Source organism: Ligilactobacillus acidipiscis (assembly GCF_900116935.1).
Lineage (GTDB): Bacteria > Bacillota > Bacilli > Lactobacillales > Lactobacillaceae > Ligilactobacillus > Ligilactobacillus acidipiscis.
The window spans coordinates 674815-701425 of the sequence record NZ_LT630287.1; the positions used below are offsets into that span (position 1 = coordinate 674815).

Consider the following 26611-nt stretch of genomic DNA (forward strand, 5'->3'; position numbering starts at 1 on the left):
AATTATTTATTTCAGCATGTTCAGCTCGTGACCGGCAACACTGTGAACTTGTTCGATGACGATCATCGCATCAGGATCGATCTGTTCGATCAAGGGAAATAGCTGAGCCACTTGTTTTTTAGTACAAATGATGTAGATCATTGCTCGTTTTTCTCCACTATAGTAGCCATGAGTATGGACCATAGTGATACCTTGCTTCAGTTGGTCAGAAAGGGCGGCCGACATTTGCTCAACATTTGGGGTGATGATCTTAAGTGAATATTTAGCACCAAACATATTGTTGAATATATTTAGAACTACTGCAGAAATGTAAAGCTCGATCACTGTGAGAAACATGCGCTCGGTCCCAATGATCAAACCGGAAGGCAGTGCCACGACTAGGTCACATAAAAGCATAGCAGTTCCCGTTTGAATCCCAAAATACTTGTTCAAGATCGAAGCGATGATCGTACTGCCGGCAATCGTGCCATTCGCACGGTAGATCAAACCTAAAGCAATGCCCATAAAAACGCCGGCAATAATGGCGGGGATCAGCGTTTGCTGGGTATGATAGTGCAAGATCGATGGCATTTTGAGAAAAAAGGAGATCCAAATAACACACCAGATAGAATAGAAAATTGTTTTTTTATCTAGCAACTTGAAACCGATCAGCAAAATGATCGTATTGAGTACGATATTGGTGATCGCTGGCTGAATATGTAATGCATAATAGCCGATTGCCGTCAGGCCAGTCACGCCGCCTTCACCGATCTGGTGTGGGAGCAGCAAGTCATTGACCGCAACTGAATAGACGAAAGAGCCTAAGATGATAGTCAGGCAATTGCGGAATATAGTAGAAGATGGTTTTTTCAAATCAGTTCCCCCTTACAAATAAAATCTATGTTTCAGCATGGCATAATCAGTGAGCAAAATCAAACACAGCTGATGGGAAAAAGTTGAATTTGCCAAAAATTTGAATAGAATTTGTTAAATATTACTGAAAAATTGCTGCTATTTTCGTCTGTAGTGGGCAAACGGCGGTCTTTTTAATTGGAACGTACCAATTTCTTAAAAGGTTGACTTTTAACTGAAATGCTTTATCATAGTAAATGAAGATCGGGTCACCGGTCAGTGATAAATAGCAATCAAGGGTTTAGCAACTTATATAAGGAGTGTGCTTAAATTATGCCTGTAAATTATGATTCAAAAGAATATTTAGAACTTTTAGATAAATATTGGCGCGCAGCTAACTACATTTCTGTAGGTCAGCTTTTCTTGCGTGACAATCCTTTGTTGAAGCGCGATTTGACAGCATCTGATGTTAAAGTTAAGCCGATCGGCCACTGGGGGACAATTGTTTCTCAGAACTTTATCTATGCTCAATTGAACCGTGTCATCAACAAATATGACTTGAACATGTTTTATATTGAAGGTTCCGGTCATGGCGGCCAAGTTATGGTTTCTAACTCATACTTGGACGGCAGCTATTCTGACATTTATCCTGAGATCTCGCAGGATGAAGAAGGTATGAAGAAATTGTTCAAACAATTCTCATTCCCAGGAGGAGTTGCTTCCCATGCCGCACCTGAAACACCAGGTTCCATCCATGAAGGTGGGGAATTAGGTTACTCATTATCACACGGTACAGGTGCGATCTTAGATAACCCTGATGTGATCGCCGCTGTCGAAATCGGCGATGGTGAATCAGAAACTGGCCCATTGGCAGCTTCATGGTTCTCTGATAAATTTATCAACCCAGTCAAAGACGGTGCTGTATTGCCGATCATTAACATGAATGGTTTCAAGATCTCCAACCCAACTGTCCTTTCACGGATGAGTGATGAAGATTTAATAAGCTACTTCAAGGGAATGGGTTGGAAGCCGTACTTTGTTGAAGCAGATGCTGACACAGATCATATGCAGGTTTCAGAAGAATTTTCTAAGACTTTGGATACAGTGATCGAAGAGATCAAGGATATTCAAAAGAAAGCTCGTTCAGCAGCCAAAGCAGCTGATGGGGAAGCTGATCTGCCTCACTGGCCAATGATCATCTTCCGTTCACCTAAGGGCTGGACTGGTCCTAAGTTCAATCTTGACGGTGACCCGATCGAAGGCTCGTTCCGTGCCCATCAGGTTCCGATCCCTGTTGATGCAGAGCATATGGAACACAAAGACATGTTGATAGACTGGTTGAAGTCATATAAGCCAGAAGAATTATTTGACGAAAATGGTACTTTGAAAGATGAGATCCGTACTATCGCTCCTAAAGGTGACCAACGGATGTCAGTTAACCCGATCACTAACGGCGGTCTTGATCCTAAGCCGTTGAAATTCCCAGATGTACGTGACTTTGCCGTTAAATTTGACAAACGTGGGGTTGAACAACATCAAGATATGATCGAATGGGCAAAATGGTTGAACAAGGTTTCTGAATTGAACCCAACGAACTTCCGTGGTTTTGGGCCTGACGAAAGTGAATCCAACCGTTTGTACGCTATCCTTGATGGACAAAAACGTCAATGGATGGAAGATATCAAACCAGGCAATGATCATAACTTAGCCAACTCTGGTCGTATCATCGATTCACAATTGTCAGAACACCAAGCTGAAGGTTGGCTTGAAGGTTACGTTTTGACAGGACGTCACGGTTTCTTTGCAACTTATGAATCATTTGGTCGTGTCGTTGATTCAATGTTGACTCAGCACTTCAAGTGGTTGCGTAAAGCTAAAGAACAATCATGGAGAAAGCAATATCCTTCACTGAACATTGTTGACACTTCGACTGTCTTCCAGCAAGATCACAATGGTTATACTCATCAAGATCCAGGTTTGTTGACACATTTGGCTGAAAAGAAACCTGAATTTATCCGTGAATATATCCCAGCTGACGCTAACGAATTGTTGGCTGTTGGTGACAAGGCATTCCGCGACTATGAAAAAATTAACGTGATCGTTTCATCCAAGCATCCACGTCGTCAGTGGTACAGCATCGATGAAGCTAAGAAGATCGTTGACAAGGGCTTAGGCTATATTGATTGGGCTTCGACTGATCAAGGCGCAGAACCTGACGTAGTCTTTGCCGCTGCCGGCAGTGAACCTAACTTGGAAGCTTTGGCTGCAATTTCATTGTTGAACAAAGAATTCCCTGAAATGAAGATTCGCTTCATCAATGTGGTTGACATCTTGAAGTTACGTTCACCTAAGAACGATCCTCGTGGTTTAACGGATGAAGAATTCGACAAATACTTCACGAAGGATAAACCAGTGATCTTTGCATTCCACGGCTACGAAGACTTGATCAAAGACATCTTCTTTGACCGGCATAACCGTAACGTTCACATTCATGGTTACCGTGAAAATGGTGATATCACAACACCATTTGATATGCGTGTCTTGAATGAATTGGACCGTTACCATTTGGCTAAGGATGCAGTTCAAGCAATTCCTGCCTATGCTCAAAAAGGTGCTTACTTCGCAAACCGGATGGATGACATGGTTGCAAAACACAATCAATTCATTCGTGATGAAGGTACTGATTTGCCAGAAGTAGAAAATTGGAACTGGGAACCATTAAAAAAATAATAATGACCTCTAAATAGGGTTGAAAGCATCTTGTCAAATGGCAGGATGCTTTCTTTTTCAAAAATTTGGTAAACAAACTTTAACTTAGCGGGAAAATATGCTAATTTAATGGATAAATTTGAAAAAGGAGAGTCTTATTTATGGCGCAATTTCGACAAATCAGCATAAAAATCGCTGATGATGACGCTCACGCAGTATTTGTTGAGGGGCAGGCTGGCAAGGGGCACATTGTAATGATCTCTGCCAAAGGAAAACCGACGACAAGCATGCTTAAACACAGCGATGCTCGCTACTTTGATCTGGCTGATGAAAATACGATCGAAAAAATTAAGGTTCAAGATGCGTACCGGATCAATAATATTAAGTATGCAGATATTGAAAACGATGTTGTCGAACAAGGCTAAGGTAAAAACAGTCATTGCCGAAATTACGGTAGTGGCTATTTTTTTTACATTTTTTGGCAAAAATTTGCTCCGAATTTGTGTTTTTTGCGTATTTATAAAGGGGAGGCATGTCAAATGAGAAAGCAAACGTTTGAACATCAATATTTGCAAGTCCTCGCAGAAAGAACACAATTGAACGCAAACGAAAAAAATAACTTACAGCGTTTGGTTCAGGGGTATCTGGGCGAGTGCAACTTAGATAAAATTGTTGACACTTTTTTCAATCAGTCGGAATTAGTGCTGAATAATTTGAATTTAGCGTATAACAAAGAAGTCATTCAGGTCGATAAGTTGATAGTCATCGGTAATATTGCCTATTTGATAGATGTCAAGAATTACCGAGGAAGTTATACTTATCAAAATAATAGTTGGTATCGTGGTGAGAGGATTTTAATAAACAATATCTTTCGGCAAATCGATCGCGCCTCTGATATTTTGCAGAAGATTTTTAGCGCAAAAAGACTTCACATGGAGATCCGGCGTGTGTTGATCTTCATGGATCTTGCAGTTAAAGTCGAGATCAAACAACCAATAGTACAAACAGTGTTAAGAGTCGAAGAGGTTGCCGCTTGGTTAATGAAGTTAAAAGAAGAAGTGCAACTGTATCCCAAGCTTAGTCCTGATCTTTGGCGTGATGCAATAACAGATTCTTTGCTTCCGCCATATTGCCCGCTCAATGACTTCAGTAGTCAAGTTGGGCGCACTTTGCAGCTAGGAATTTGTTGCCCGAAGTGTAAGAAATTTACCTGGACTTCCCATCGCTATTATTTGTATTGTGATCACTGCGGCTTTTGTCAAAGCAAAGAGTTAGCTTATGTCAAAACGATTTGTGACTACGGAGTACTGTTTTCTAACAGTAATTTAGAGCGCAAAGAATTGAAGAAATTTTTGGGGGAAGTCGGAAATGAATATTATCTTCGTTATCAGTTAAAAAAGCATTTTGAATTAGTTGGTCCTAACGGCAGTCAAAAAGGATATCGTAATTTAGGCTCAAAATTTGAGTATTGGTTTGAAAATGAGCAAGAATATTTTAAAGCACTGCAAAAAAGATGTAACTGGAAGACAAATGATAAAAAGTAAATTCTTTTAATGCTCAAATAAAACAGAACTTAGTGGAAGTATTAGCTAATTCAGGGTAAATCGGCTAAAAGTCAGTGGAAGTACTAGCCAATTAAGTTCCAATCGGCTAAAAGTCAGCGAAAGTTCTAGCCAATTGAGACAAATCGGCTAGAAGTCGGTGGAAGAATTAGCCAATTAGAACGAAATTAGTTGAAAATAGAATTATCCCCCAGATGTCAGCTTTAAAAGCTTGCCACCTGAGGGATGTTTTATTTATTCAAAAATGTTTGCCGCTAGGACTTGCTTGACCCGCTCTATTTGGAATTGGGTTAATCCGTATTTGGCGAAAATAAATTTATTAATCTCTTTTCTTAAATCTTGACCTGCTAATTGCCGTGTTACTAATTTTTCCAAACTTTTGCGTTCTTTATCCGAAAGTATCGCAATTGGCAGTTCTTCCAAATTTCCCCGCAACACTTTGGGACTTGCAAATAGTATTTGGTTTAGATATTGAAATAGCTGGGAATTCAAAAATGCCATGACCGTTTTGGTGCTATGCGTTGAGACTTTGGGTACTAAAATATTGGCGCTGTTCAAAGTTAAACGCTTCTGGTTATCATAAGCGAAGACGAGATGATTGTTGATAAATTTGTAAATCAGTTTTTCTGGCGAACGATAAATTGATTCGGCCGCTGTTTGTTGAAATTTTGCTGGCTGAAATTCTAAGTAGCTTTGCGGTTGGCGAAGCACAAACGGCTGAACTTCTTTACCAGTGATCAGTGGTTCTGTGCCTTGCGTTTTTTCATGTAACACAAATTCGTGGTTGTTGCCGGTCACTATGCCTAGCCCCCAGATACTGTTTGAAAGATCAGCGTGAGCAGTATGCCAAACGTTTTGCAAGATTTTTCTATCACACGACCTTACTGGCAACAAGTTCTGGTGTGGCAGCGACTTAAATGCTTCTTGTGCTAGTTCGATTTGCTGGGGTCCATTAATAAACGTGACGGTATTATTGGCAGGTTCGCCTTTTCTCAACACCAATAACACGACATCCGACACAACTCCCTGAAATAGCTTGGGTAAGTAGGTAATAGATTTAAGCAAGCCTTTTGTTAAGATCAGCTGTCTGATCGGTTGATGCCTAGTTATATTTAAAATAGAGACCGGCAACACGAAGGCTAACGAGCCGTTCATGTTCAAGGTTTGCAAACTTTTTTCAATGAAATAGGCAAATGAATCAGCCTTTTTAAATTTACTAAAAGCAGCTTCAGTCACTTTTTTCGCACCCCACGGCGGATTGCCTATGATATTGGTGTACTTTTGGACCACAGGTGTTTTTAAATAATCACCCACTTTGATGTCCGGGTATGAATCGTCGTTTGCCGGTGCTTGCAGCAAAATGTTGGCCGTTGCCAGTAGGACTGCAATGGGATCGATATCTCTGCCGTGCAAATTAGCAACTGGGATTGCAAATTTTTTAATTAGTTCGATCAAAAAAATTCCCGTTCCCACTGCCGGATCAAAGAAGTCTTGGTCAGAAGAAAACGACATTTGGCCTAGCAACTTATCAGCTACATCAGCCGGAGTATAGTACAGACCGTTTTTGTTTCGTGCACCTTCTGCTTGCAACGTCTGGTAGAGTGCTCCCAGAAAGTCAGGTTCTTGTAAATCAACTTTGAATAACTTTGAGTCCGGCAATTGTGCTAGATTGGGTACCAGCGCGAGTGCTTCTTGGCAAAAACGTGTTTTGTTTGCTGGGCAAATGTTGGCAGAAAAAGTGACTTCATGGACTGCCAACTGGCAAATGAATCTTGTAGGGGCAAGCTTGTTTTCGGCTATGTAGTCAGCAATATCTAGGATCTGTTTTTTATTATCTTTATTAATTATGTATTTGTCTGGGAAAATTTTGCGCAGCGAATCTGTTTTATTAGCACGATGCAGCAATTTTTTGTTGTTACTGCCCAAGCGTTGCCAATTTGCTAAAGTTGCATTGCTGACGGTTCGTTTCATGACTGATCTCCTCAACTTAAAATTATATTTATTCTACCACGAAAGTAGTTGGTTTTTGAAAATAGGGGAGTGAACTATGTTTCGCATACAAAATTATTTTTCTATGAGAGATGGCTAAAAAAATAATCGTATATAAGAATAAAATCTTCATTTAACCCACAAGCGACAATATTTTTGCTATGTTAAACAGGTAACGATCTTTCCCTTACTTTATTTCATGACTAGGGAGTCGTTATCCAACAGTACGTTAATTTGTTATTAAAAAAGAGGCTTTTTTATGTCAGAGAAAAATAAAAGACGACGATTTTCGATGCCGTCTGCGTTTTCGATCTTATTCTTACTGATCGTTGCAATTGAGATCTTAACCTGGATCATTCCGGCTGGAAAATACAATATTGACCAAGCCGGAAATGTTATTAGCCATAGTTATCATTCTGTAGCTAACAAGCCGCAAGGATTATGGGACGTGTTAATGGCTCCCGTGATCGGAATGGTCGGTAATGCGAAGACTACTGGCGCGATATCGATCTCATTGTTCATCCTTGTTATTGGCGGATTCCTAGGTGTTGTCAATCAAACTGGTGCTTTAAATGACGGGATCAAGGTTTTGGTTCATAAATATTCCAAACAAAAGAAAATGTTGATCCCATTGTTAACAGTGCTGTTTGCATTGGGAGGGTCTACTTTTGGAATGTCAGAAGAAACGATGGCATTTTACCCCTTGTTGATCCCAATTATGCAAGCAATGGGTCTGGATTCGTTGGTCGCTGTGGCGATCCCGCTGGTCGGGACGCAGGTCGGAAATTTAGCTTCGACCGTTAATCCGTTTGCGACAGGTGTTGCTTCACAAACGCTCCACATTTCCATGGGTGATGGTTTGATCTCCCGTTTAGTTTTACTAGCGCTTACGTTAGTTTTTTCTATTTGGTACATTTATCATTATGCTGCTAAGATCGAAAATGATCCGACGAAATCGTTACTATATGCAAATAAAGATGCTAGCGAGCTTCAATCCTATGAGGAAGAAATTGAAGATATACCAAAGTTGAGCAAGGGACAAAAACATGTCCTTTGGCTCTTTGGACTAACATTTGTCATTATGATCATTGGCTTGGTGCCGTGGCAGACTATTAACCCGAACTGGACATTTTTTGAGACATTTTTAAAATGGTTGAGAAATGTACCATTTTTAGGTGCCTTAATTGGCAAAGATACCGTGGCGTTTGGCAGCTGGTATTTCAACGAGATCACGATGTTGTTTTTAGGGATGTCGATCTTGATCAAGTTTGTTTACCACATACCTGAACAAAAATTTGTTGATTATTTCATGGATGGAGTCAAAGATTTTGCCAGCGTTGCGATAGTTGTTGCATTAGCTCGTGGAATTCAGGTAGTCATGGATGCCGGCATGATCACAGATACAGTTTTACATTGGGGCGAGTTAGCCTTGCAAGGTTCGAACAAAATCATGTACACTTTAGCAACTTATGTTTTCTATTTACCAATGACTTTCTTGATCCCGTCGACCTCCGGTTTAGCAGCAGCTACGATGGGGATCATCGGGCCAATGGGGCATTTTGCCGGAGTTGATTCCAATATCGTTGTCAGCATTTATCAGGCCGCTTCTGGTTTGATCAACATGCTGACACCAACGTCAGCGGTCGTTGTTGGTGCGATGCAGATCGCACATATCAATATTTCGACTTGGTGGAAATGGGCTTGGAAGATGGCGCTGGGGTTACTGCTGATCTCTTGTACTTATTTGGTGATTTTGGCCGTATTGTAAGGAGATAATTAAATGGATAAACAAAGACAGATCAAACTTTTGCAAGACTTGATCAAAATTGAAACGATCGATGATCATGAAAAACAAGTCGTTGATTATTTGGAGAAGTTATTTGTTTCTTATGGCGAGCGTGTTCGTTTTACTCGTGTTCCTTATCAAGAAGATAGGCAAAGCGTTGTAATTTCGATCGGCCCGCAAAATGGTTCATTTACGTTAGGCTTTTCTGGGCATATGGATGTGGTCAATTTAGGCGACCGCTCAGCATGGAAAGACGATCCATTTTCTGGCAAATTGTACGACAATGACAGTAAAATGTATGGTCGTGGAACGACTGACATGAAGAGCGGTCTTGCTGGAATGATCGGAACTTTTTTAACTTTGCTTGATGAAAATGTTGTCTTAAAAGGTGAATTGCGGCTATTGGCGACGGTCGGTGAAGAAACCGGCATGTGGGGTTCAAAAAAATTAACTGAACAAGGTTATGTCAATGACTTGGATGTTTTGGTGATCGGTGAGGATACGACGAATCTGAATGTAGTCTATGCCAGCAACGGTGACATCGATTATACGATCACCTCCTATGGTAAAGTTGAAATCAGTTCGCAGGCCGGTGCTGGGATCAATTCTTTAGACAACATGCTGGACTTTATCCAACTAGCCAATGAAAAGCTGCGCCATTTGCCAAAGATCCATGAAACATTGGGACCTGTGGTGCATAACGTTACGATGATCTCGGGCGGAGACCAGGTCAACAGTATTCCCGGCAAAATCACGGCTCGTGGAAATATTCGGATCAATCCCTTGTATAGTGTCGCTGAGATCCAACGAATATTGGAGAACGTGGTGGCGCAAGTTAACCAAATGCCGCAGCATAAATTTGAGCTGCAATATGACTATTTAGGCGAGGCAGTCGATGGTGACCTACAAGGTGAGTATGTTACCACGGCTAAAACGATGCTGACTGATATTTTAGGTCACTCGGTCAAAATCGTCGGAGAACCAGGCGCAACGGATGCCTCTAATTTTGTCAAAAGTCCGACTGCACCAACGATGATCGTGGTAGGACCAGGAAATGATTCTGTTCATCAGATCGATGAGTATGTGGACGTTGACGAATATTTGGCAGCAGCAGAGTTCTATGAAAGATTCGCGAAGAAGTACTTAAGTTAAGTGCTAAGAAAGAGTGACCTCGATCAATAGGGGGTGCTCTTTTTTGTCAATAAATTGGCTAAAAGTTAGCGAAAGTTCTAGCCAATTAAAATAAATCGGCTAAAAGTTAGCGAAAGTATTAGCCAATTAAAGCAAATCGGCTAAAAGTCAGCGAAAGTTCTAGCCAATTAAAGCAAATTGGCTAAAAGTCAACGAGAGTTCTAGCCAATTAAAGTAAATCGGCTAAAAATCAGCGAAAGTTCTAGCCAATTAAAGCAAATTGGCTAAAGGTCAGCGAGAGTTCTCTCCAACTAGCAACCAAACAAAAATTTGCAACATATCTTGGCAGTTCGTTGATTTCGACAGAAAGTTTAACATAATGCCTTGTTAAGGTGAACTTTACGATATTAGAACCCCCGTTTGTGCTAATAAGTCCAAAAGAAAAAACACTTTTCCCAGAAATAAAAAAGTAATAAGAATGGCTGAAAAGAAGTTGTTCACAATTAAAGTTCATGTTGATGGCTTTTAGACTGACATTTTTGTTATAATCTCAGTTAGAGCATAGTAAAGTACATGAAAGGATGAGTTTAAATGGTTTGGATCATTATTATTGTGATCGTAGCAATTATTGCGATCTACTTATGGTCAAGTTATAATAAATTACAACGAGCTACTAACAGTATCAATACTGCAGAAAAGCAGATCGATATTCAATTGAAATATCGGGCTGATCTGATCCCCAATGTTGTGGAAACAGTTAAAGGCTATGCCACGCATGAACAAGAAACATTTACTAAGTTGACGGAGATGCGTAGTAAAGTCGCTGATTCCAGCTTGGATGTTAATGAGCGCTCAAAGGCCGATCAGCAGATGTCGCATACTTTGGGTAATTTGTTTGCTGTAGCTGAAAATTATCCTGACCTTAAGGCAAGTACCAACTTCTTGAACTTGCAAGAACAGCTGACAACGATTGAAAATAAAGTCGCTGCAGCTCGACAGATGTATAACAAACACATTTTGTTTTATAACAATGCTGTGACTACTTTCCCATCTAATTTAGTGGCTAAGATGTTCAATTTTAGCACAAAGCCAAACTTGGAAGTTATTACTGATGAGGCCCAGCGGGAAGCTCCACAAGTTAAATTTTAAGGCGGCGACTGAGTTATGACCATTGAGGAACAAATTGCGAAAAATAAACGCAATTCAACTTTCGTCATGATCGGTTTTAGTTCTTTGGTGACTGTGATCGGCCTTTTTATCGGCTATCTCGCAGGGTGGATGACCTCCGATGATGCTGGGGGAATCTGGACGATCACCTTGATCGTTGCGGGAGCTTTTTTGGTTGCGGCACTAGGTTATTCCTTATATATTTACTACAATACGACCAGTGTCTTTATGGGTTCAGTCAATGGCAGAAAGTTGGAACCGGAAAACGCCTCGTTAGCAGAAAAACAGCTGCTTAATGTGATCGATGAATTACAGATCACAGCTGAGATCCCGTTGCCTGAGGTTTATTTGGTCGAGGACCAAGAAGCAAATGCGTTTGCGACAGGACGCGATCCAGAGCACGCAGCCATTGGTGTTAACACTGGCTTGCTAGAAATGATGAATCGTGAAGAACTAAAAAGTGTCTTGGCCCATGAAATGTCGCATATCAAGAATTATGACATTCGTTCAGGTTCGATCACTGTTGCTTTGACAAGCTTTATTGCTGGAGCAGGATATTTTTTGGTTGAACTTGGTGAAGACACTTTGTGGTTTGGTGATAGCGGCCGCAGCAATCGCAAAAAAGATGATGACAAAAGTAGTGCAATGATCGGTTTAGTAATGCTGATCGGCGGGTGGCTGATTCAATTGATCGGTGTCCCGATCGCCACACTGATGCAATTGGCCTTATCTCGGCAACGTGAGAGTCTGGCCGATATTTCCGGGGTAGATATGACCCAGGATCCGCAAGGATTGATCGATGCTTTAACCAAATTAAAGGGAGATCAAGTGCCAAGTGAGTATGCTACCAGCAAGGCGGCTACTTTATGTTTCCGAACTCCTTTGTCTAAAAAAGATCTGCAAGAAATGAAGGACAATGATTTGGAAGAGCCAAAGAAGCGTAAGTTTAATTTGACAAATTTACTCGATACCCATCCGCCGTTGGATGACCGGATCGAGCAGCTAAAAAAACTGATTGAATGAGCATTAAGCGCAGCGTTTTAAACCAACTAGATCTATTGGTTTAAACGCTGTTTTTTTATTAAGTTGGATCTAAAAAAACAGCAGGAATTTTTGCAGTTAATGGCTGTTTCACTGCAAAAGTTTCTGCTGCTTAGATTATATTAAAGGAAAAGCTGAATTTAAGTGAAATCAACGACCATCCGTCCGACGATCTCATTGTTCTTCATTTCATCGATAATGTCATTGACTTCTGACAGTTTACGCGTATGCACGATCGGCTTTACTTTTCGCTCGGCTCCGAATTGGAAAGCCTCTGCCAAGTCTTGGCGAGTCCCGACTAACGAGCCGGCAACATTGATCCCGTCTAAAACGGTTTTAGAAATGTTAAGTTGCATATCACCTTGAGGCAAGGCAATCGCTACTAATGTCCCGCCAGCGCGCAGAGCATTCACGGCATCTGTGAAGGAGTCTTTGCTAACAGCTGTGATGACGGCACTATTCACACCACCGACTTTATCTTGTAAAAGCTGTGAAGCATCTTCTTTTTGAGAGTTGATCGTCAAATCAACGCCTAATTCTTTAACAGCAGCTAATTTTTCATCGTTGATATCGACAGCTGCGACATGAGCCCCAAAAACGTTGTGGGCGTATTGATTCGACCCATTGCCCCGGTTTTAGGTTGCCAGTTTTAAGTCCTTTATAAACTGTTACGCCCGCACAGGTCAAAGAAGTAGCTTCGATCGGATCAAGGTCATCATGTACTTTCACTGCATAATCGTCAGGGACAATACATTCTTCTGCCATGGCACCATCAACGTTAAAACCAGAGTTCAAAACATTCCGACATAGAGTTTCTCGGCCAGTTGTGCAATATTCGCAGTGGCCACAGCCAGAATAGAACCAGGCGATCGAAACACGGTCTCCCACTTTCAGGTTAGTTACATCTCCAGCTGTCTTGATGACTTTCCCGACTCCCTCATGTCCGATGATCCGTCCAGGAACCTTACCAAAATCTCCAGCGGCAACATGCAGGTCTGTGTGACATAGACCACAATACTCCATTTTTACAAGAGCTTCACCTTCATGTAAAGAACGTAAAGTGACGTCTTTAAATCACAGTTATCACGAACAACGGCTGCTTTCATTGTATATCCTTCTTTCTTTAAAAACGGTTTTAACACTTTAGATGATAGATAAAAAGCAGTTGATAGTCAAGTCAAAAAAGTAACAAATATTATCTAATTTGCCATAATGTTGTGTTTTTATCTTTATAATAGGCATTTTTAATTAAATAAATTTATCACAATATTTGCTTTAAATTAAAATAGCTGGTCAAAATCTAGATGAATAAGATGAGACATTTTTATGGGGAATAAATTGGAATGTTGTTTTAAGATGATTGTTTTGCAACAGTATCATGAAAACACGGTTGATTTATTTGGTAAACATTTGAAGGTATAAAGCGTATTTGTTGCTCTAAAAATTTGAATTTCAGAGATATTTGACTGATGTTTTTGTCCGTTTTATAAAATTGAGTGAGAGTATAAAATAGTTTGTGTAAATGAATAAAAGTCCTGTTGAAAAGGGAATCCCTTCCCCGTATGATTAAATCATCCAAATCAAACCAAAACGGAGGGATTCCCCATGGATCAGTTTACAAAAATCTAACCAAAACTCTATTGTCAAATGGCGATGTTAAAGAACTTTTTCGTCAACAACTCGAAACGGCTATTAATCACATCTTGCAAGCTGAACTGACTGCCTTACTTGGTTATGATCCTTATGACCGCAGTGGCTTTAATACTGGCAATTCTCGTAATGGCCAGTATTATCGTTTAATTGACTCTGAATATGGTAAGTTGAAAATTGCTGTGCCGCGTGACCGTAAAGGCCATTTTCATAACCACCTGCTTCCAGCTTATTCTCGTCGTCAGGACGCTTTAGAAACAACAATCATTCAGCTTTATTCCAAGGGCGTTACGACCCGTGAAATTGCAGATTTGATTGAAAAAATGTATGGCTCTTATTATTCACCTAGTACTGTTTCTAATATCACTGCTCAGGTAACAAAACAGATTGAAGCTTTTCATCAACGAACTATTAAGGCAAACTATGTTTGTCTTTTCTTAGATGCAACTTACTTACCTTTGCGCCGCGATTCAGTTCAAAGAGAAGCGGTCTATATTGCTTTAGGTATTACATCTGTCGGCATCAAAGAAGTTCTTGATTATCGAATCGCTCCAAGTGAAAATACAGGAGTTTGGTCAGAAATGGCAGAAGATCTTAAAAAACGTGGATTAGAACAAGTCCAGTTGATCATTGCAGATGGAATGGTTGGTCTGCAGCCAGCATTATTGCACGCTTTCCCGAAAGCTAAATTTCAAAGATGCCTAGTACATGTTATGCGCAATATTGGTTCGCATGTGCGTTTAAAAGATCGTGAGGCGATCTTAAATGACTTTAAAGAGTTGCATTCAGCGACCGATGTAACTGCAGCACACAAGATCTTAAATGATTTTTATGGTGCATGGGGGAAATCGTATTCCAATCTGATCCAGCAACTTAAATCCATTGAAAATGAACTATTAGCTTTCCTGAGTTTTCCCCCGGCCATTCGACCAACAATTTATTCAACCAATATCTTAGAATCACTGAACAAAAGAATCAAACGCAAGACCAAACCAAAGGAACAATTTCCAAACGAAAAATCTTTAGACAATTTCATTGGAGTTCAAGTCATAAGCTATAACGAAAAGTACTTCAATCGTAGCCATCGCGGATTTGGTCAAGTCAAAGACACGTTAGAATCACTTTTCGATTAATACTTTATTTTGCCAGGAGAAGGGATTTTCATTTACACAAACTTCTTGACACTCCCAAAATGTTGTATTTAGTGTTTAATTTGTAAACGTTCAATTATATCTATGATATATTGAATTTGGTAATTTGTATATTTGATTGTTGAAATTCTTGAAAGTATCTGGAATTGTTTTCCATATAGAAATCCTGAATTATTCATACTTTTCGTTGCAGTTAAAACTTTGTGCAAAGTTACTTTAGTGTGTAAAAAAAGCAGCTTTTTGTTAGTTTTGTTGTCGGACTGTTTAAAAAAGGACAGACTTCACCCTTTCCCTAAGAAAAACATTTTTTATTTTGTGAGTTCACAGCGGATATATTTTTAGATTTTGAATCTTGAACAGTGTCTGCCAAAATAATTTATCGAACACATTGGTCTGAGATAAATGGACCCAGATTTGACGCGCATGGTGCGTGACCTTAGCTGCCACATGGAGTAATTTAAAACGGATCGTCCCGACCTGAGCGTGTTTAAGCTTTGTTGGTAAAACTAAGTTCTTCATGGCTTGCAGTATATTATAAGCGACCCCAGCTACCAGCATCCGGAACTCATTGGCCTCAAAACTAGAACTGTCCGTTTTATCAAAGTGAAAGCCACGTTTAACTTCTTTGATCAAGTCTTCCATGGAACCGCGTTGGTGATAGAGGGCAAAGACTTGTGGACCGCTTAATTCTTCCAAGTTGGTCACGATAAACTCATGGTCAAACAGAAAGTTGCCCGCCGGCCGCGTTGATTTAATAATCACACGATAAGGTCGTGACCAACTTTGAGGACAATAGTCTCGCAGGACATGCCATTGGACTTCAGCTTCGGTGAAGTCCTGGTCACCCACTTGGATCAGGTTTTCAGCCCGACTTTGGAGCTGGTAGTTCGCTTTTAAACGAATCACGAACTTAGCCTGCTTTTTATCACACGCATGGTAGATCCCTGGAGCTGCGAAACCAGAATCTCCTCGCACTAAGACATCCAGGGAAGATCCGTCATAGGCCCGTAAGCTCCGTAATAAAAATTTAGTCGCACCTTGGGAAGTATAGCGATTGCCGGGGCGTAATTGAGCATTCAACAAGCAGCCCGATAAAGCATCAAAGGCTAGTAAAGGATGATAACCGTTGGTCTGGTAGTGACCGTTATAAGCACTCTTTTCTTGGTCACCAAACGTATCGGCATGTGTCGAATCTAGATCAAGGATCAGCTGATGTTGATTTAGCTGCCCAAGAACAAAGTGAGCTACCGAGCCGAGCAATGATTTGACTGAAAAGAGCCCAGACGCTGAAATGTGATTGATAAAGCGTGAAAGTGTCGGCTGGGAAGCGACCGCTTGAGACAAGACCAGCTTAAAATCAACGGCGTGTGACAAGGTATTAGCCGACTGATCTTGGCAGTATCCTGCCAGCAATTGCAACAGCAACTGCTTAAATAAATTGTTCAAGGGAAAGGTACAATATTTACGGTCATCTTTAAAATGCAAGTTATCTTCTAAGAGCTGGTCAAAGTGAATTTGGTGCAGAAATTCAGCAATTAATAAAGTTCCGGCATCGTTCGCTAACTCACCACCGTCATTAGAAATGTTGATCTGGTCATTGAATAAAAGTTTTTCATGATGTAAAGTTGACATAAGGAGCACTCCTGTTCTTTGTGGTTTTCAACGACTTAACAATAGCACAGGATGTGCTCTTTTTGTACACCCAACAGGTGAAAAACGAAAAAGATGCGAACTAGCATGACAACAACAAAAAGTAGTCCTTAAGGGAAAAGTATGAATAATTCAGGGAAATGGTTATTTATAAAAGATACAATTTATTTCGGTTAAAATGGGAAAATTATGGAGGGAATATTATGTTTGGTTTTTCCGTGTACTTAAGTGCACCAATTACAGCTTGTACAAAAAATAGAGTAGCTCGTTTGGCTAAATCTGGTTTCGAGGGTGTTTTTACTTCTTTGAACCTGCCAGAGGATGATCCATCGGTTTTATTGCAACGTTTGACAGACTTAGGCTCTGAGTGTCGTGGTTTGCGGTTAGAGCTAACTGTGGATATTTCAACAGTAGCTTTAGAACGTTTAGGTATCAGTTTAGACAAAGTAAACGAATTAACTCACATTGGCGTAACACAGCTGCGCATTGATGATGGTATCCTAATGCTGTCAGTGGCCAAATTATCTCAGCAAATGGGGATCGCTTTAAATGCTAGTACGATCAGTAAACAAGATATTGAATTATTGAAAGACAGTCAGGCTAACTTTAATAATTTGGAAGCTTGTCATAATTATTATCCGCGTAAAAATACAGGCTTAGAAGAAAAGTGGTTTAACCAGCAGAATGCCTGGTTGAAGAAAAACGGCTTTACGGTTATAGCCTTTGCACCTGGCGATAGTGATTTGCGTGGGCCTGTTTTTGCAACTTTACCGACCCTAGAAAGTGGACGCTATCAGCATCCTCTTGCAGCAGCTTTAAACTTGCTGAACAATAACGTAAACAAGGTCTATATTGGAGATGCAGACTTGCAAGTTGAAACAGCAGCCCAGTTTGATTCCTATTTTAGATTCAATACTTTATTGTTGCATGCCACTACTGAAATCGATCTTCCAGAATATTTGACTGCTGGTGACCTTGTTTTTCATCAACGGCCTGATGTTGCTAGAGACGCAGTTCGTTTGCGAGAAGGGCGCAGTTTAAAAGAGAAAACTATCAAACCAGCAAATATTAAGGAACGTGTTCGAGGAGCCATTACTTTAGATAATAAGCTCGCGCGACGGTATGAAGGTGAGTTGCAGTTGATCAAACGTAATTTGCCTGCTGATCCCACGGTTAATGTGTTAGGGTATATTTCTCAAAATGATTTGGATCTGTTAGAGGCTTGTGGAGCAAACCAAGCTATTCAGTTAGTTTTTTAAATAAATTTGCTATCTAACGTTTTGCTTTGTAATATTATTATAGGATATTTACAATTGAGCTTCGAAACCCAGAAGGTTGTGCTTAGCCAACTTTTCCACCACATTGCCTAAAACGCAATATGGCGAAAAAGCCGGCTAGTGCTCACCTTCTACCCAGGTTTCTACGCTCTGTTTTTGTAGTCAGGTTGCGAAATGCAGAAACTTGCGCTTAGCTGACTTCAACAACAAGTCGCTAAAAGCACGCCTTATTGTTGAAGTCCGTTAATGCTCGATTTCTATTCGCATTTCTCCACCTTGTTTTGTTGGGAGGGAACATTCGTGAAAAAAGAGGAAATGGAACAGACATATCAAGCGGCCGTTGAGATGATCAAAGACCATCGGGCTGATGATGCGCGTCCTTTATTGACACGGATCTACCACCAAAAAGATGATTATAAGTCAGTCAGCTACTATTTGGGCAAAGCCTGTTATCGTCTGAAACAATATGAAGATGCGGACCGTTATCTGCATCTTTTTTTAGACTTGAAAAAGAAAACCAATCACAGTCAGGCTTATCGCTTGTTGGCACGGACCGCTATTGGACAAAAGAAGCCAGATGAGGCTAAAGAATATATGGAAGCTGCTCAACAAGCAGGCATGCCAGCCCAGAAACTTGCTGGCGTTAAAAAAGCTGTGACTAAGCTGGAAGAACAATTAGCTGCGGCTGAGAAGAAGCGGCAAGAATTGCGTGAACGCGGTTATGCGCAAATGCAGTTCCGTTTTATCAAACTTGCCAAAAATGGTACTCCTATTGCTGAAACTGATAGTGATAAGTATCGGCATTCATACTTTTTTATTAACGGTATGACAGTTAAAAAGCTGCATGGATTTAAAGATGGAGAGTGGCATGAACTAGATGTGACTGTTCCTAAAACAGCTGATTTTCCCGGTTATTATGTAGTTTCATTGACTGATCTGCGGACTTATTACAAAGACATCATCCCCAATTTAACAGAATTGCGTTATCGTTCTGCCTTGAATGATTGGATGGAAGATGACCCGTTTTTTGAGCAGCGTTGGGAAAAGTCGCGCGTTTTTTCACTTTTGTTGTTGCCGCTTTTTGACAAGGAAGAGATCGAACGGCTGTTAATAGAATATAATTTGCTGGACGCAAAGGCGCAAGAACACCTGCAAAGTTGCGATGACTTGATCATGCTGAAAACACAGGGGGAAACTCTGCCTTTGTCACAAAAACGTTTGATCCACAATCTAGATTTGTTACGAGATTTTGGTTACATTTGCCCCGACAATTGTCACAACACGCTCCATTTACGTGAGAAGTGTGAAGGCGAACGGTACTTAGTAGAAATGTTGACTGAAGACCACTGTCACCGGCATCATTTAAAAGCGACCTTTGGCAAGTTCAAACCGACTGTGGAGCAGAAAAAATTTATTTCTTGGTTGAAGAAGTCAGACCGGCGGGTCGATGCGTTATTAGGCGTTGGTGGGAGTGGTAAAACCTATACCCTGGGTAAAATCTTTAATACCAGCAAAGTTTTGGCACTGGCACCGACACATAAAGCGCGGATCAATTTGATCTTAAATGGTTTTACTAAGGCGCAGACCATCCAGAAATTAGGCTTTGATATCGATAATGGCATGGACGATAGCGAGATCTACAAAGAATACGGTGATTTTGACACGGTTATTATTGATGAGATCTCGATGGTCACTCAAGACATTTTGGTCAAGCTCATGAAAACTTTAGGACACGGCGTTCGTTATTTATTCTTGGGCGATGATCGTCAACTGCCACCGGTGACAAATGATACGGAAGCTTTGGCAGTTTCAGGAAATGTGATGGAATTGTTGAAGAGTCAGGGTCATTCATTTTATTTTAGCGATAACATTCGCTGCAAGGACGTTAGAACGAGGGCATTTATTGCTCAATGTCGGGCTAAAAAATGGGATGGGCATAGTGATGCTCCGCGTTATTTTCATGAGTCTTTAAAAGAAATGTTGCGTTATAAAAAAGAACATATCGATATTTCAGAGTGTATGATCTTGGCTTTTCGTAATTATAATGTTGCCCAGATCAACCAGGCTTTCTTTAAGGTTTTAGCACAAGATAAACAAAATGTGATCCCATTTGAAATTGAAAATAATAAAGGACGGGGCGGTTTTTTTGTCGGCGCTCAAGTTGTCTTTTATGAAAACGGCTGGGCCGGTAAAAATTACACTAATAGTGAATTTGGCGTGGTGACCGCTGTTTCTTTACCAAATAACCACAGTAAAGGACAGATCAAAGTGCGAACAGATCTGAATGAATACGAGTTGCCGTTGTGGAAAGCTAAAAAAGATCTCCTGTTGGCTTATGCGATCACGATCCATAAAGCTCAAGGGAGCGGGGCAGATAAAGTCTATGTCGTTGAAACAGGCAATTACGGTTTAGCCTATACCGCCGTTTCTCGTTCGAAGGGCAAGTTGAGTTTTGTCAACATGTCTGAGCAACAGTTGTTGGAGAGCTTGGACAAGCCGGCTACGGTAAAAAACAATGTGTATCAGTATTGAAAAAGACGCCCCAGTACGAGCAGTTCAACTGTTATGTTGATCTTAACAATTTTCTCAGCTCTACTGTCTGGAAATTTATAAATAGTACAAAAAATGAACGAGTTTGTAATTGAGAAAATGAAATTACAAGCTCGTATTTTTTGTACCAAAGTAAAAGTGACTTTTAAAAAGTAGCTTTCTAAAAAAATCAATGAACTGTCATATTTGTAACGCAAAGTATGTGGAAGTAAGCTTTACATTTACGTTTGTAACACAAAGTAGATCGAAGTAAGTCTCACATTTACGTTTGTAACGCAAAGTAGGGCGAAGTAGGTCTTACATTCTCGTTTGTGACGCAAAGTATGTGGAAGTAAGTCTCACATTTACGTTTGTGATACAAAGTAGGCCGAAGTTTGCGTTATATTCGACTCAATCGAAGTTCGTTTCGACTGGAAGTAGATCAAAGTTGTGCATTGTAAGGTTACTTAGTTGAGTTAGCGTTTTTATAGCTGATACTAAGCAAAGCAGGCAAATTTTTCAGTAAGAACTATTGCAATCTTTCTAAAAAATAAATATACCCCGATTTAAAATTGAAGTGCAACACTTGATAACTAGACCAATTAGACTAGCTTAAAAGGCCATGAAGGCCTATTCTTATTATTAACGACAAAATCAACAGATAAGGATAGGTGTCTTCATGACCCAAACTAAGAATATCATGCCTAAGCATTACCAACAACTCCAATCTTTTGAACGCGGTCAAATTGAGTCCCTGACTCGATTAGGATTTGGCGTTCGTCAGATCGCCAGCCGGCTTCACCGGAGTCCCAGCACCATTTCTCGCGAATTAAAACGCGGGTTAACCACCCAGATTGATTCCCAGAAACATCGGTCATATCAGAGCTACTTTGCCGAGCGCGGGGCGGCTTACTATCGAGAACAGCGGGCCAAGTGTCACCCCAAAGGTTTACTGCAGCGGGCTGCCGTGTTCTTCAAGTCCCTGCCGAAAGCTTTAAAAGCTAAGCCACGAGTTTTCAGTGTCGATACGTATGTCCACTATTTCAAAGCTCATTACCCGGGCTTTCCCTGCCCATCAACGGCTACGGTCTATCGGTACATCGAGGCTGGCAAGCTCCCGGAGCTTCACAACTATGATTTACCCATGAAGCTACGTCGCCGCGTTAAACGCCCGAATCACCGACATGCCCGCCTGAATAAAAAACGGCTTGGACAGTCCATTGAAGACCGGCCCGCAGTGGTTCGGAAACGTCAGGAGTTGGGCCATTGGGAAGGCGACTTAGTGAAAGCCAAACGGGTTGAGTCCGAACCAGCTTTAATGACGTTAACCGAGCGAGTTAGCCGGATGGAAATTATCGTTAAATTGCCTGATTACCGGGCAGAGACTTGCCGGCAAGCCCTCCAAGATACGATTGATGATTACGGTGCAGAAAACTTTCGGACTATCACGTTTGACAACGGCTCGGAATTCGCTAGTTTAAATCAGGTTCAAGGAACGGAAATCTACTTTGCCCATCCATATTCTCCCTGGGAACGGGGCACTAATGAGAATGTGAATGGTCAATTAAGAGAGTTCTTCCCAAAGGGGCATTCCTTTAAAAACCTCTCATTAGTGGATCTGCAGTTGGTTCAAGACACGCTGAATCACCGTCCCCGCCGCTGTTTAAGCTATAGTTGTCCAGCGGATGTTATGCCACAACTGGTTTAACTTTCTAGACCAATTATAAGAATAGGCCATTAGTGTTGCACTTAACTTGACAATTGAGGAAAAATAAATATACCAAAAATTTCTCTGAAAAAATCAGGGAACTTTTTTCAGATATTATTTTGCTTAGTAAGAAATGAGTATGATCTTACATCCATAATCAATATAAGGAAGTTTGAGCCAACTAAAAATTATCAAAATAGAATTACACACAACGTATTGGTTATTTATCATATTTGTTTAACTTGCAATTAGTTCTATGCATAATATAGGTCAAACAGCAGATCAATAAAATCAACGAATAGGCTCTAATTAATTTGCAGGTCAAACTAGATCCTATTTTTATAATTTTCTATCTAGAAAGGATCAACGTTATTTTTAGCGGGAAAGAGTAAAAGTAAAAATTGCTTCATTTTAGCAGTTACTTCTTCTTTAGTGGTTGTTTTCTTGTTTTTCATCCACCAAAGTGCGATTTGCCTATACATCCCCAGTAAGATTTGACACGTGAAATCTGGATCTTGGGGCAACTGAGGATTTTGCTCCAGAAAATAAGTAAGCTTTTTTTCGAGTTGCATTTCAAGATAGTCGTCGATGATCTCGAAGGGAAATTCATCCAGAGAATCTATCTTAAAGTGAAGTAAAACTTGTTGATATTTCTCGAGCAGCTCAATGACTTTTTTAAAACAGGTTAGAAGATAGTCTAGTGGCTGCTTAGTGTCGGCTGTGCTGTCAATGTCTTGTAAAGTCTCTTTTTGGATAGTGTGGATAACAAACTTAATAAAATCGTATTTATCGTTGAAGTGTTTGTAAAAAGTTGGCCGTCTAACTTGTGCTCTTTTGCAAAGCTCATTGACCGTGAATTTATCCACTGTTTTTTTTGAACTATGTCAAAAAAAGCTTGGATCAGTGAAGTATAAGTTTTTTGAACACGTAAGTCGAGTGATTCATCCATCGAAATTAACTCCTTTATGTAATTTTATTGCACAAAATTTTCTTTTCTGATAGTTAAGTTGCGTTTTTGCAAAAAGTGTTTGTTGCATTTTTAACTAGAGTTATTATAATCTGTAAATGAACAAATGTAAATAAACTATCATTTGTAAATTTAATTTGGCAAAGAGAGAAAAAGATGGCAGTTATTGAGATCAATCATTTAACCAAAGACTATGGACATCATCGCGGCATATTCGATGTATCTTTTTCAGTCAACAAGGGTGAAGTTTTTGGCTTCTTAGGGCCGAACGGTGCGGGAAAAACAACGACTATCCGACATATTATGGGCTTTTCCAAACCGCAATAAGGCCAGATCTCGGTTGATGGCAAGGATAGCTGGTCCAGTGCAGCAGCTATCAAGCGTACTGTGGGATATCTGCCGGGTGAATTAGCTTTTCCAGCCGGAATGACTGGTACACAGTTTATTGACTTTATGGCTAAAGAACGGCAAATTACCGATATGAGCAAGACAAACTACTTGTTAGATAAATTCGAATTAGATCCATCTGGCCCGATCAAACGAATGAGTTTAGGGACCAAGCGTAAACTAGCGGTCGTGACTGCCTTTATGCATGACCCGGAGATCTTGATTTTAGATGAACCGACCAGCGGGATGGACCCTTTAATGCAGGAACGTTTTATTGAATTTGTATTGGCTGAAAAGAAGGCCGGCAAAACGAGCTTATTATCCAGTCATATTTTTAGTGAGGTCGATGCTACTTGTGACCGGATCGCTATCATTAAAGATGGGGAAGTTGTTTCGACTATTGTAGCGGATGATCTAAAACAGAATAAGAACAAGGCTTTTAAAATCGAATTTTCTGACCACGAAACTTATGAGCGTTTTGTGAAAAATACGGTCTTGGATGTTTCGGTCAAACGCCCTGCGCAAGATCAAGTGAAATTGCATATTCAAGACGAGAACATTCATGAATTTTTCACGGAATTGAGTCAATACCATTTGAACTTTATTTCTGAGGTCAAGTTTACTCTTGAAGATTACTTCATGAACTTCTACGATCGCAATCGCAGTGTAGAAGAGGGGAAGGAGAAATTAGTTCATGGCATGTATTGAGATCAACAATTTAACGAAAGATTATGGACAGGACCGTGGAATCTTTGACATTTCTCTTTCAGTCGATCAAGGTGAAGTTTTCGGCTTTGCAGGGATCAATGGCGCCGGTAAAACAACGACGATCCGTAATTTAATGGGCTTTATCAAGCCTGATAGCGGCCATGCCACGATCAACGGCCTTGACTGTACTAAAAAGAGTGCTCAAGTTAAACAAAAAGTTGCCTATATCCCAGGTGAGATCAACTTTCCGGGTAATGACAGCGGTGAAGTATTCTTGAAACGACAGATGGAAATGATCGGGCGAGGTAACTGGGAGCACTGTAAGAAGATCTGCGATAAGTTACAGTTGGATGCGACTGCCAACATTAAAAGTATGAGTAAGGGTATGAAACAGAAAACAGCGATCGCGGCTGCATTTTCGGCTGAATCTGATATTTTGATCATGGATGAACCGACAACTGGTCTTGACCCTTTGATGCGAGACAACTTTATTGAATTACTGGCAGAACAAAAGAAAATGGGTAAGACGATTTTTATGTCTAGTCATATTTTCAAAGAAATGGAAGAAACTTGTGATCGAGTAGCACTGATCAAAAATGGTAAGATCGTTGACATCGTTTCGATGGATGATATTCGTTATAACAAAAATAAGCGGTTTAAATTAGAGTTTAAGAATGATGTTAGTTTTAAACGTTTCTCTGAATTGTCTTATCACTGTATTAACATTCAACCAGATGACTTGCAGGTAACTGTTGAGATCAATGATAAGGATATTAACGAGCTCATGAATGATCTTTTGCAGTATGACGTTTTGTTTTTTAAAGAAATCAAGCAAACGTTTGAAGATTATTTCAATCAAACATTCAAGGAGGAAGCATAGATGTTCAGTAAACCGATTTTTAAACAAAGTGTCCGTTCAAATGGGGCATTGTGGCTCGTGATCACACTAGTCGCCAGCGCTTTGTTCAGCAACTTTATCATTCGTTTCGATCCGGCTGATTTTGGTGCTTTGTCGTCTGCAGCTGAAGGGACAGCATTTGGTAGTGTTCTTTCTGGATTTGGCACTATTTTGGGAACACTGGAAACTTTTTATAAAATGATCGCTATCATGCTGGGATTAGTTTATATTATTTTTTCAGCTAATAATTTGGTAGTTAATGAGGTCGATAGCGGTTCGATGGCTTATACGTTGTCGACACCTATTAGACGCAGTACCGTGATCTTTACCAAAATGGCATATATGATCGGCTCGATCGTTTTGATGTTTGGTATTTTGACTGGTGTCGGACTTGGAGTTTCTGAATTAGCCCATCATAATGTTTCAGGTTCGCCAATGACCGAAGACGTTGAAGCGGCGGCCGATGCGATGGATCGCAAACCCAGCTATGTACGCAAACATTTGTACATGATCAAAGATGATAAGTATGCAATGCAAGCTGGCGCTGAAGCTCGTAAAATGGATAAAACCGCTTATGGTGAATACTTGGATCAGGCGATCTTACGTGATAGTTATAAGGCTGCTGCCACTAAGTTAACTGATAACCGTCAAGATAAATATTCGGATTCTGATAAGGATAAAGACGAGATCGAGATCACTGAGCAGGAATTAGCTAAAAAACCGCAATTGATGATGAAGGATAATGATGCGTTAGAAGCTGGAGCTAAGGTCACTGGTCAAAGTGTCAATGGTTATCGTAATTCAGTCAATGATCAGATCAAAAATAGTAAAAATAACCAACAAAAAGAGGCACTCAGCAAGCTTGCGGCTGATCCAACCGTGATTTTGTCGACGGCTACAACTGCTGGTGCTAAGGCTATTCATACTTCTGAAAGCAATATTAAAGGTAATATGAGTTTGCTAAAAGACGATAAGGCGATCAAGGCTGCTTCTAAAGCAACTAAGGTTCCTGAAGGCCAGTTAAAAGCCTTGATTGACAGTTCCGAAGTTAACGCTGCCTTGAAGTCAGACAAATCTTTGGAATTTGACATTAGTACCTTTGTTTGGTTGAACGTTGGGGCTTGCTTATTGATTTTAGGAATGGGCAGTATTTCATTTTTTGCAAGTACGCTTTTCAACCGTTCTAACCAGGCGATGGTCTTGGGCGCTGGTTTACCATTTGCATTCTTCTTGATCAGTATGGTCATTCAACAAAGCGATAGTTTAGAGAACTTGAAATACTTCTCGTTGACTACTCTTTACAAAACAGACGAGATCTTAAGCAACGGAGATTTTGGGATCCCACTGCTGATTTTAGGCGGGATCGCTGCAGTCTTGTATGGAATGTCTGCGGTGATCTTCTACAAGAAGGATCTCCCATTGTAATTCATAAAAAATTTAGAATCCTAATAAAAAAGTAGTGCAGAGAAT

At 40.4% G+C, this 26611-nt stretch carries 17 protein-coding genes and 2 pseudogenes; 14 read left to right on the top strand and 5 right to left on the bottom strand.

Annotated elements, in window-relative coordinates; translation table 11 throughout:
• Positions 1–6: 6 nt before the first annotated feature.
• Complete coding sequence (locus tag BQ5903_RS03015) at positions 7–852, bottom strand: YitT family protein (protein WP_010497401.1); 846 nt, start codon at positions 850–852, stop codon at positions 7–9.
• A 312-nt stretch (positions 853–1164) separates the two neighbouring features.
• On the opposite strand from BQ5903_RS03015, the gene BQ5903_RS03020 reads away from it, so the two are divergent.
• From BQ5903_RS03020 to BQ5903_RS03030, 3 genes are all read left to right on the top strand, one after another.
• Positions 1165–3561: a phosphoketolase family protein gene (locus tag BQ5903_RS03020; protein ID WP_079578802.1), complete on the top strand. Its 2397-nt coding sequence runs from the start codon at positions 1165–1167 to the stop codon at positions 3559–3561.
• A 140-nt stretch (positions 3562–3701) separates the two neighbouring features.
• Positions 3702–3965 (top strand): hypothetical protein, encoded by a 264-nt coding sequence (locus BQ5903_RS03025; protein WP_010497405.1) that lies wholly within the window; start codon positions 3702–3704, stop codon positions 3963–3965.
• 114 nt (positions 3966–4079) lie between these two features.
• A complete protein-coding gene (locus BQ5903_RS03030) occupies positions 4080–5084 on the top strand; it encodes a nuclease-related domain-containing protein (RefSeq protein ID WP_079578804.1) in 1005 nt (334 codons plus the stop codon).
• Between the two features lie 252 nt (positions 5085–5336).
• Here the strand turns inward: BQ5903_RS03030 and BQ5903_RS03035 are convergent, their stop codons facing one another.
• Entirely contained in the window at positions 5337–7073 is a 1737-nt protein-coding gene (locus tag BQ5903_RS03035; protein WP_056972372.1) for an N-6 DNA methylase, read from the bottom strand.
• 277 nt (positions 7074–7350) lie between these two features.
• On the opposite strand from BQ5903_RS03035, the gene BQ5903_RS03040 reads away from it, so the two are divergent.
• The 4 genes from BQ5903_RS03040 to BQ5903_RS03055 all read left to right on the top strand — a co-directional run bounded on the left by BQ5903_RS03040 (position 7351) and on the right by BQ5903_RS03055 (position 12198).
• The gene (locus BQ5903_RS03040) at positions 7351–8859 is read left to right on the top strand and encodes a YfcC family protein (RefSeq protein ID WP_079578806.1); all 1509 of its coding nucleotides are present in this window, start codon (positions 7351–7353) and stop codon (positions 8857–8859) included.
• 12 nt (positions 8860–8871) lie between these two features.
• Positions 8872–10029, top strand: coding sequence for an ArgE/DapE family deacylase (locus tag BQ5903_RS03045; RefSeq protein WP_010497414.1), 1158 nt, complete (start codon positions 8872–8874; stop codon positions 10027–10029).
• A gap of 570 nt (positions 10030–10599) precedes the next feature.
• Positions 10600–11157 (top strand): LemA family protein, encoded by a 558-nt coding sequence (locus tag BQ5903_RS03050; RefSeq protein ID WP_010497418.1) that lies wholly within the window; start codon positions 10600–10602, stop codon positions 11155–11157.
• A 15-nt stretch (positions 11158–11172) separates the two neighbouring features.
• Positions 11173–12198, top strand: coding sequence for a M48 family metalloprotease (locus BQ5903_RS03055; RefSeq protein WP_010497420.1), 1026 nt, complete (start codon positions 11173–11175; stop codon positions 12196–12198).
• 158 nt (positions 12199–12356) lie between these two features.
• On the opposite strand, the pseudogene adhP reads toward BQ5903_RS03055, so the two are convergent.
• Positions 12357–13322 (bottom strand): annotated as a pseudogene (gene adhP, locus BQ5903_RS03060) (alcohol dehydrogenase AdhP).
• Between the two features lie 456 nt (positions 13323–13778).
• On the opposite strand from adhP, the gene BQ5903_RS03065 reads away from it, so the two are divergent.
• Positions 13779–14999, top strand: coding sequence for an IS256 family transposase (locus BQ5903_RS03065; RefSeq protein WP_231920911.1), 1221 nt, complete (start codon positions 13779–13781; stop codon positions 14997–14999).
• A 339-nt stretch (positions 15000–15338) separates the two neighbouring features.
• Here the strand turns inward: BQ5903_RS03065 and BQ5903_RS03070 are convergent, their stop codons facing one another.
• Positions 15339–16649, bottom strand: coding sequence for an IS1380 family transposase (locus BQ5903_RS03070; protein WP_079578588.1), 1311 nt, complete (start codon positions 16647–16649; stop codon positions 15339–15341).
• A gap of 221 nt (positions 16650–16870) precedes the next feature.
• Here BQ5903_RS03070 and BQ5903_RS03075 point away from each other — a divergent pair, with 221 nt between their 5' ends.
• From BQ5903_RS03075 to BQ5903_RS03085, 3 genes are all read left to right on the top strand, one after another.
• Positions 16871–17926 carry a MupG family TIM beta-alpha barrel fold protein gene (locus BQ5903_RS03075; protein ID WP_056972017.1) on the top strand — a complete coding sequence of 352 codons (1056 nt, stop codon included), beginning with the start codon at positions 16871–16873 and terminating at the stop codon, positions 17924–17926.
• Positions 17927–18244: 318 nt separating this feature from the next.
• A complete protein-coding gene (locus tag BQ5903_RS03080) occupies positions 18245–20476 on the top strand; it encodes an AAA family ATPase (RefSeq protein WP_010499128.1) in 2232 nt (743 codons plus the stop codon).
• 676 nt (positions 20477–21152) lie between these two features.
• Positions 21153–22181 (top strand): IS30 family transposase, encoded by a 1029-nt coding sequence (locus BQ5903_RS03085; protein ID WP_079578752.1) that lies wholly within the window; start codon positions 21153–21155, stop codon positions 22179–22181.
• A 353-nt stretch (positions 22182–22534) separates the two neighbouring features.
• Here the strand turns inward: BQ5903_RS03085 and BQ5903_RS03090 are convergent, their stop codons facing one another.
• Positions 22535–23047, bottom strand: a complete 513-nt coding sequence (locus BQ5903_RS03090; RefSeq protein WP_079578808.1) for a TetR/AcrR family transcriptional regulator — start codon at positions 23045–23047, stop codon at positions 22535–22537.
• 257 nt (positions 23048–23304) lie between these two features.
• Between BQ5903_RS03090 and BQ5903_RS12430 the strand changes: the two are divergent.
• The 3 genes and pseudogenes from BQ5903_RS12430 (at position 23305) to BQ5903_RS03105 (ending at position 26566) form a co-directional block, all read left to right on the top strand.
• Positions 23305–24243, top strand: a pseudogene (locus BQ5903_RS12430) (ABC transporter ATP-binding protein).
• Entirely contained in the window at positions 24230–25123 is an 894-nt protein-coding gene (locus BQ5903_RS03100) for an ABC transporter ATP-binding protein (RefSeq protein WP_079578810.1), read from the top strand. The pseudogene BQ5903_RS12430 and the gene BQ5903_RS03100 overlap by 14 nt, the downstream one beginning before the upstream one ends.
• Positions 25124–26566 (top strand): ABC transporter permease subunit, encoded by a 1443-nt coding sequence (locus BQ5903_RS03105; RefSeq protein WP_079578812.1) that lies wholly within the window; start codon positions 25124–25126, stop codon positions 26564–26566. It abuts the gene before it with no gap.
• The last annotated feature ends 45 nt before the right edge of the window (positions 26567–26611 follow it).

What these genes read in the sequence shown, in the direction of transcription:
- BQ5903_RS03070 (WP_079578588.1), bottom strand. Translation starts at nt 16,649, where the DNA reads ATGTCAACTTTACATCATGAAAAACTTTTATTCAATGACCAGATCAAC.
- BQ5903_RS03065 (WP_231920911.1), top strand. Translation starts at nt 13,779, where the DNA reads ATGATTAAATCATCCAAATCAAACCAAAACGGAGGGATTCCCCATGGA.
- BQ5903_RS03050 (WP_010497418.1), top strand. Translation starts at nt 10,600, where the DNA reads ATGGTTTGGATCATTATTATTGTGATCGTAGCAATTATTGCGATCTAC.
- BQ5903_RS03020 (WP_079578802.1), top strand. Translation starts at nt 1,165, where the DNA reads ATGCCTGTAAATTATGATTCAAAAGAATATTTAGAACTTTTAGATAAA.
- BQ5903_RS03045 (WP_010497414.1), top strand. Translation starts at nt 8,872, where the DNA reads ATGGATAAACAAAGACAGATCAAACTTTTGCAAGACTTGATCAAAATT.
- BQ5903_RS03100 (WP_079578810.1), top strand. Translation starts at nt 24,230, where the DNA reads ATGGCATGTATTGAGATCAACAATTTAACGAAAGATTATGGACAGGAC.
- BQ5903_RS03075 (WP_056972017.1), top strand. Translation starts at nt 16,871, where the DNA reads ATGTTTGGTTTTTCCGTGTACTTAAGTGCACCAATTACAGCTTGTACA.
- BQ5903_RS03035 (WP_056972372.1), bottom strand. Translation starts at nt 7,073, where the DNA reads ATGAAACGAACCGTCAGCAATGCAACTTTAGCAAATTGGCAACGCTTG.
- BQ5903_RS03025 (WP_010497405.1), top strand. Translation starts at nt 3,702, where the DNA reads ATGGCGCAATTTCGACAAATCAGCATAAAAATCGCTGATGATGACGCT.
- BQ5903_RS03040 (WP_079578806.1), top strand. Translation starts at nt 7,351, where the DNA reads ATGTCAGAGAAAAATAAAAGACGACGATTTTCGATGCCGTCTGCGTTT.
- BQ5903_RS03105 (WP_079578812.1), top strand. Translation starts at nt 25,124, where the DNA reads ATGTTCAGTAAACCGATTTTTAAACAAAGTGTCCGTTCAAATGGGGCA.
- BQ5903_RS03085 (WP_079578752.1), top strand. Translation starts at nt 21,153, where the DNA reads ATGACCCAAACTAAGAATATCATGCCTAAGCATTACCAACAACTCCAA.
- BQ5903_RS03055 (WP_010497420.1), top strand. Translation starts at nt 11,173, where the DNA reads ATGACCATTGAGGAACAAATTGCGAAAAATAAACGCAATTCAACTTTC.
- BQ5903_RS03030 (WP_079578804.1), top strand. Translation starts at nt 4,080, where the DNA reads ATGAGAAAGCAAACGTTTGAACATCAATATTTGCAAGTCCTCGCAGAA.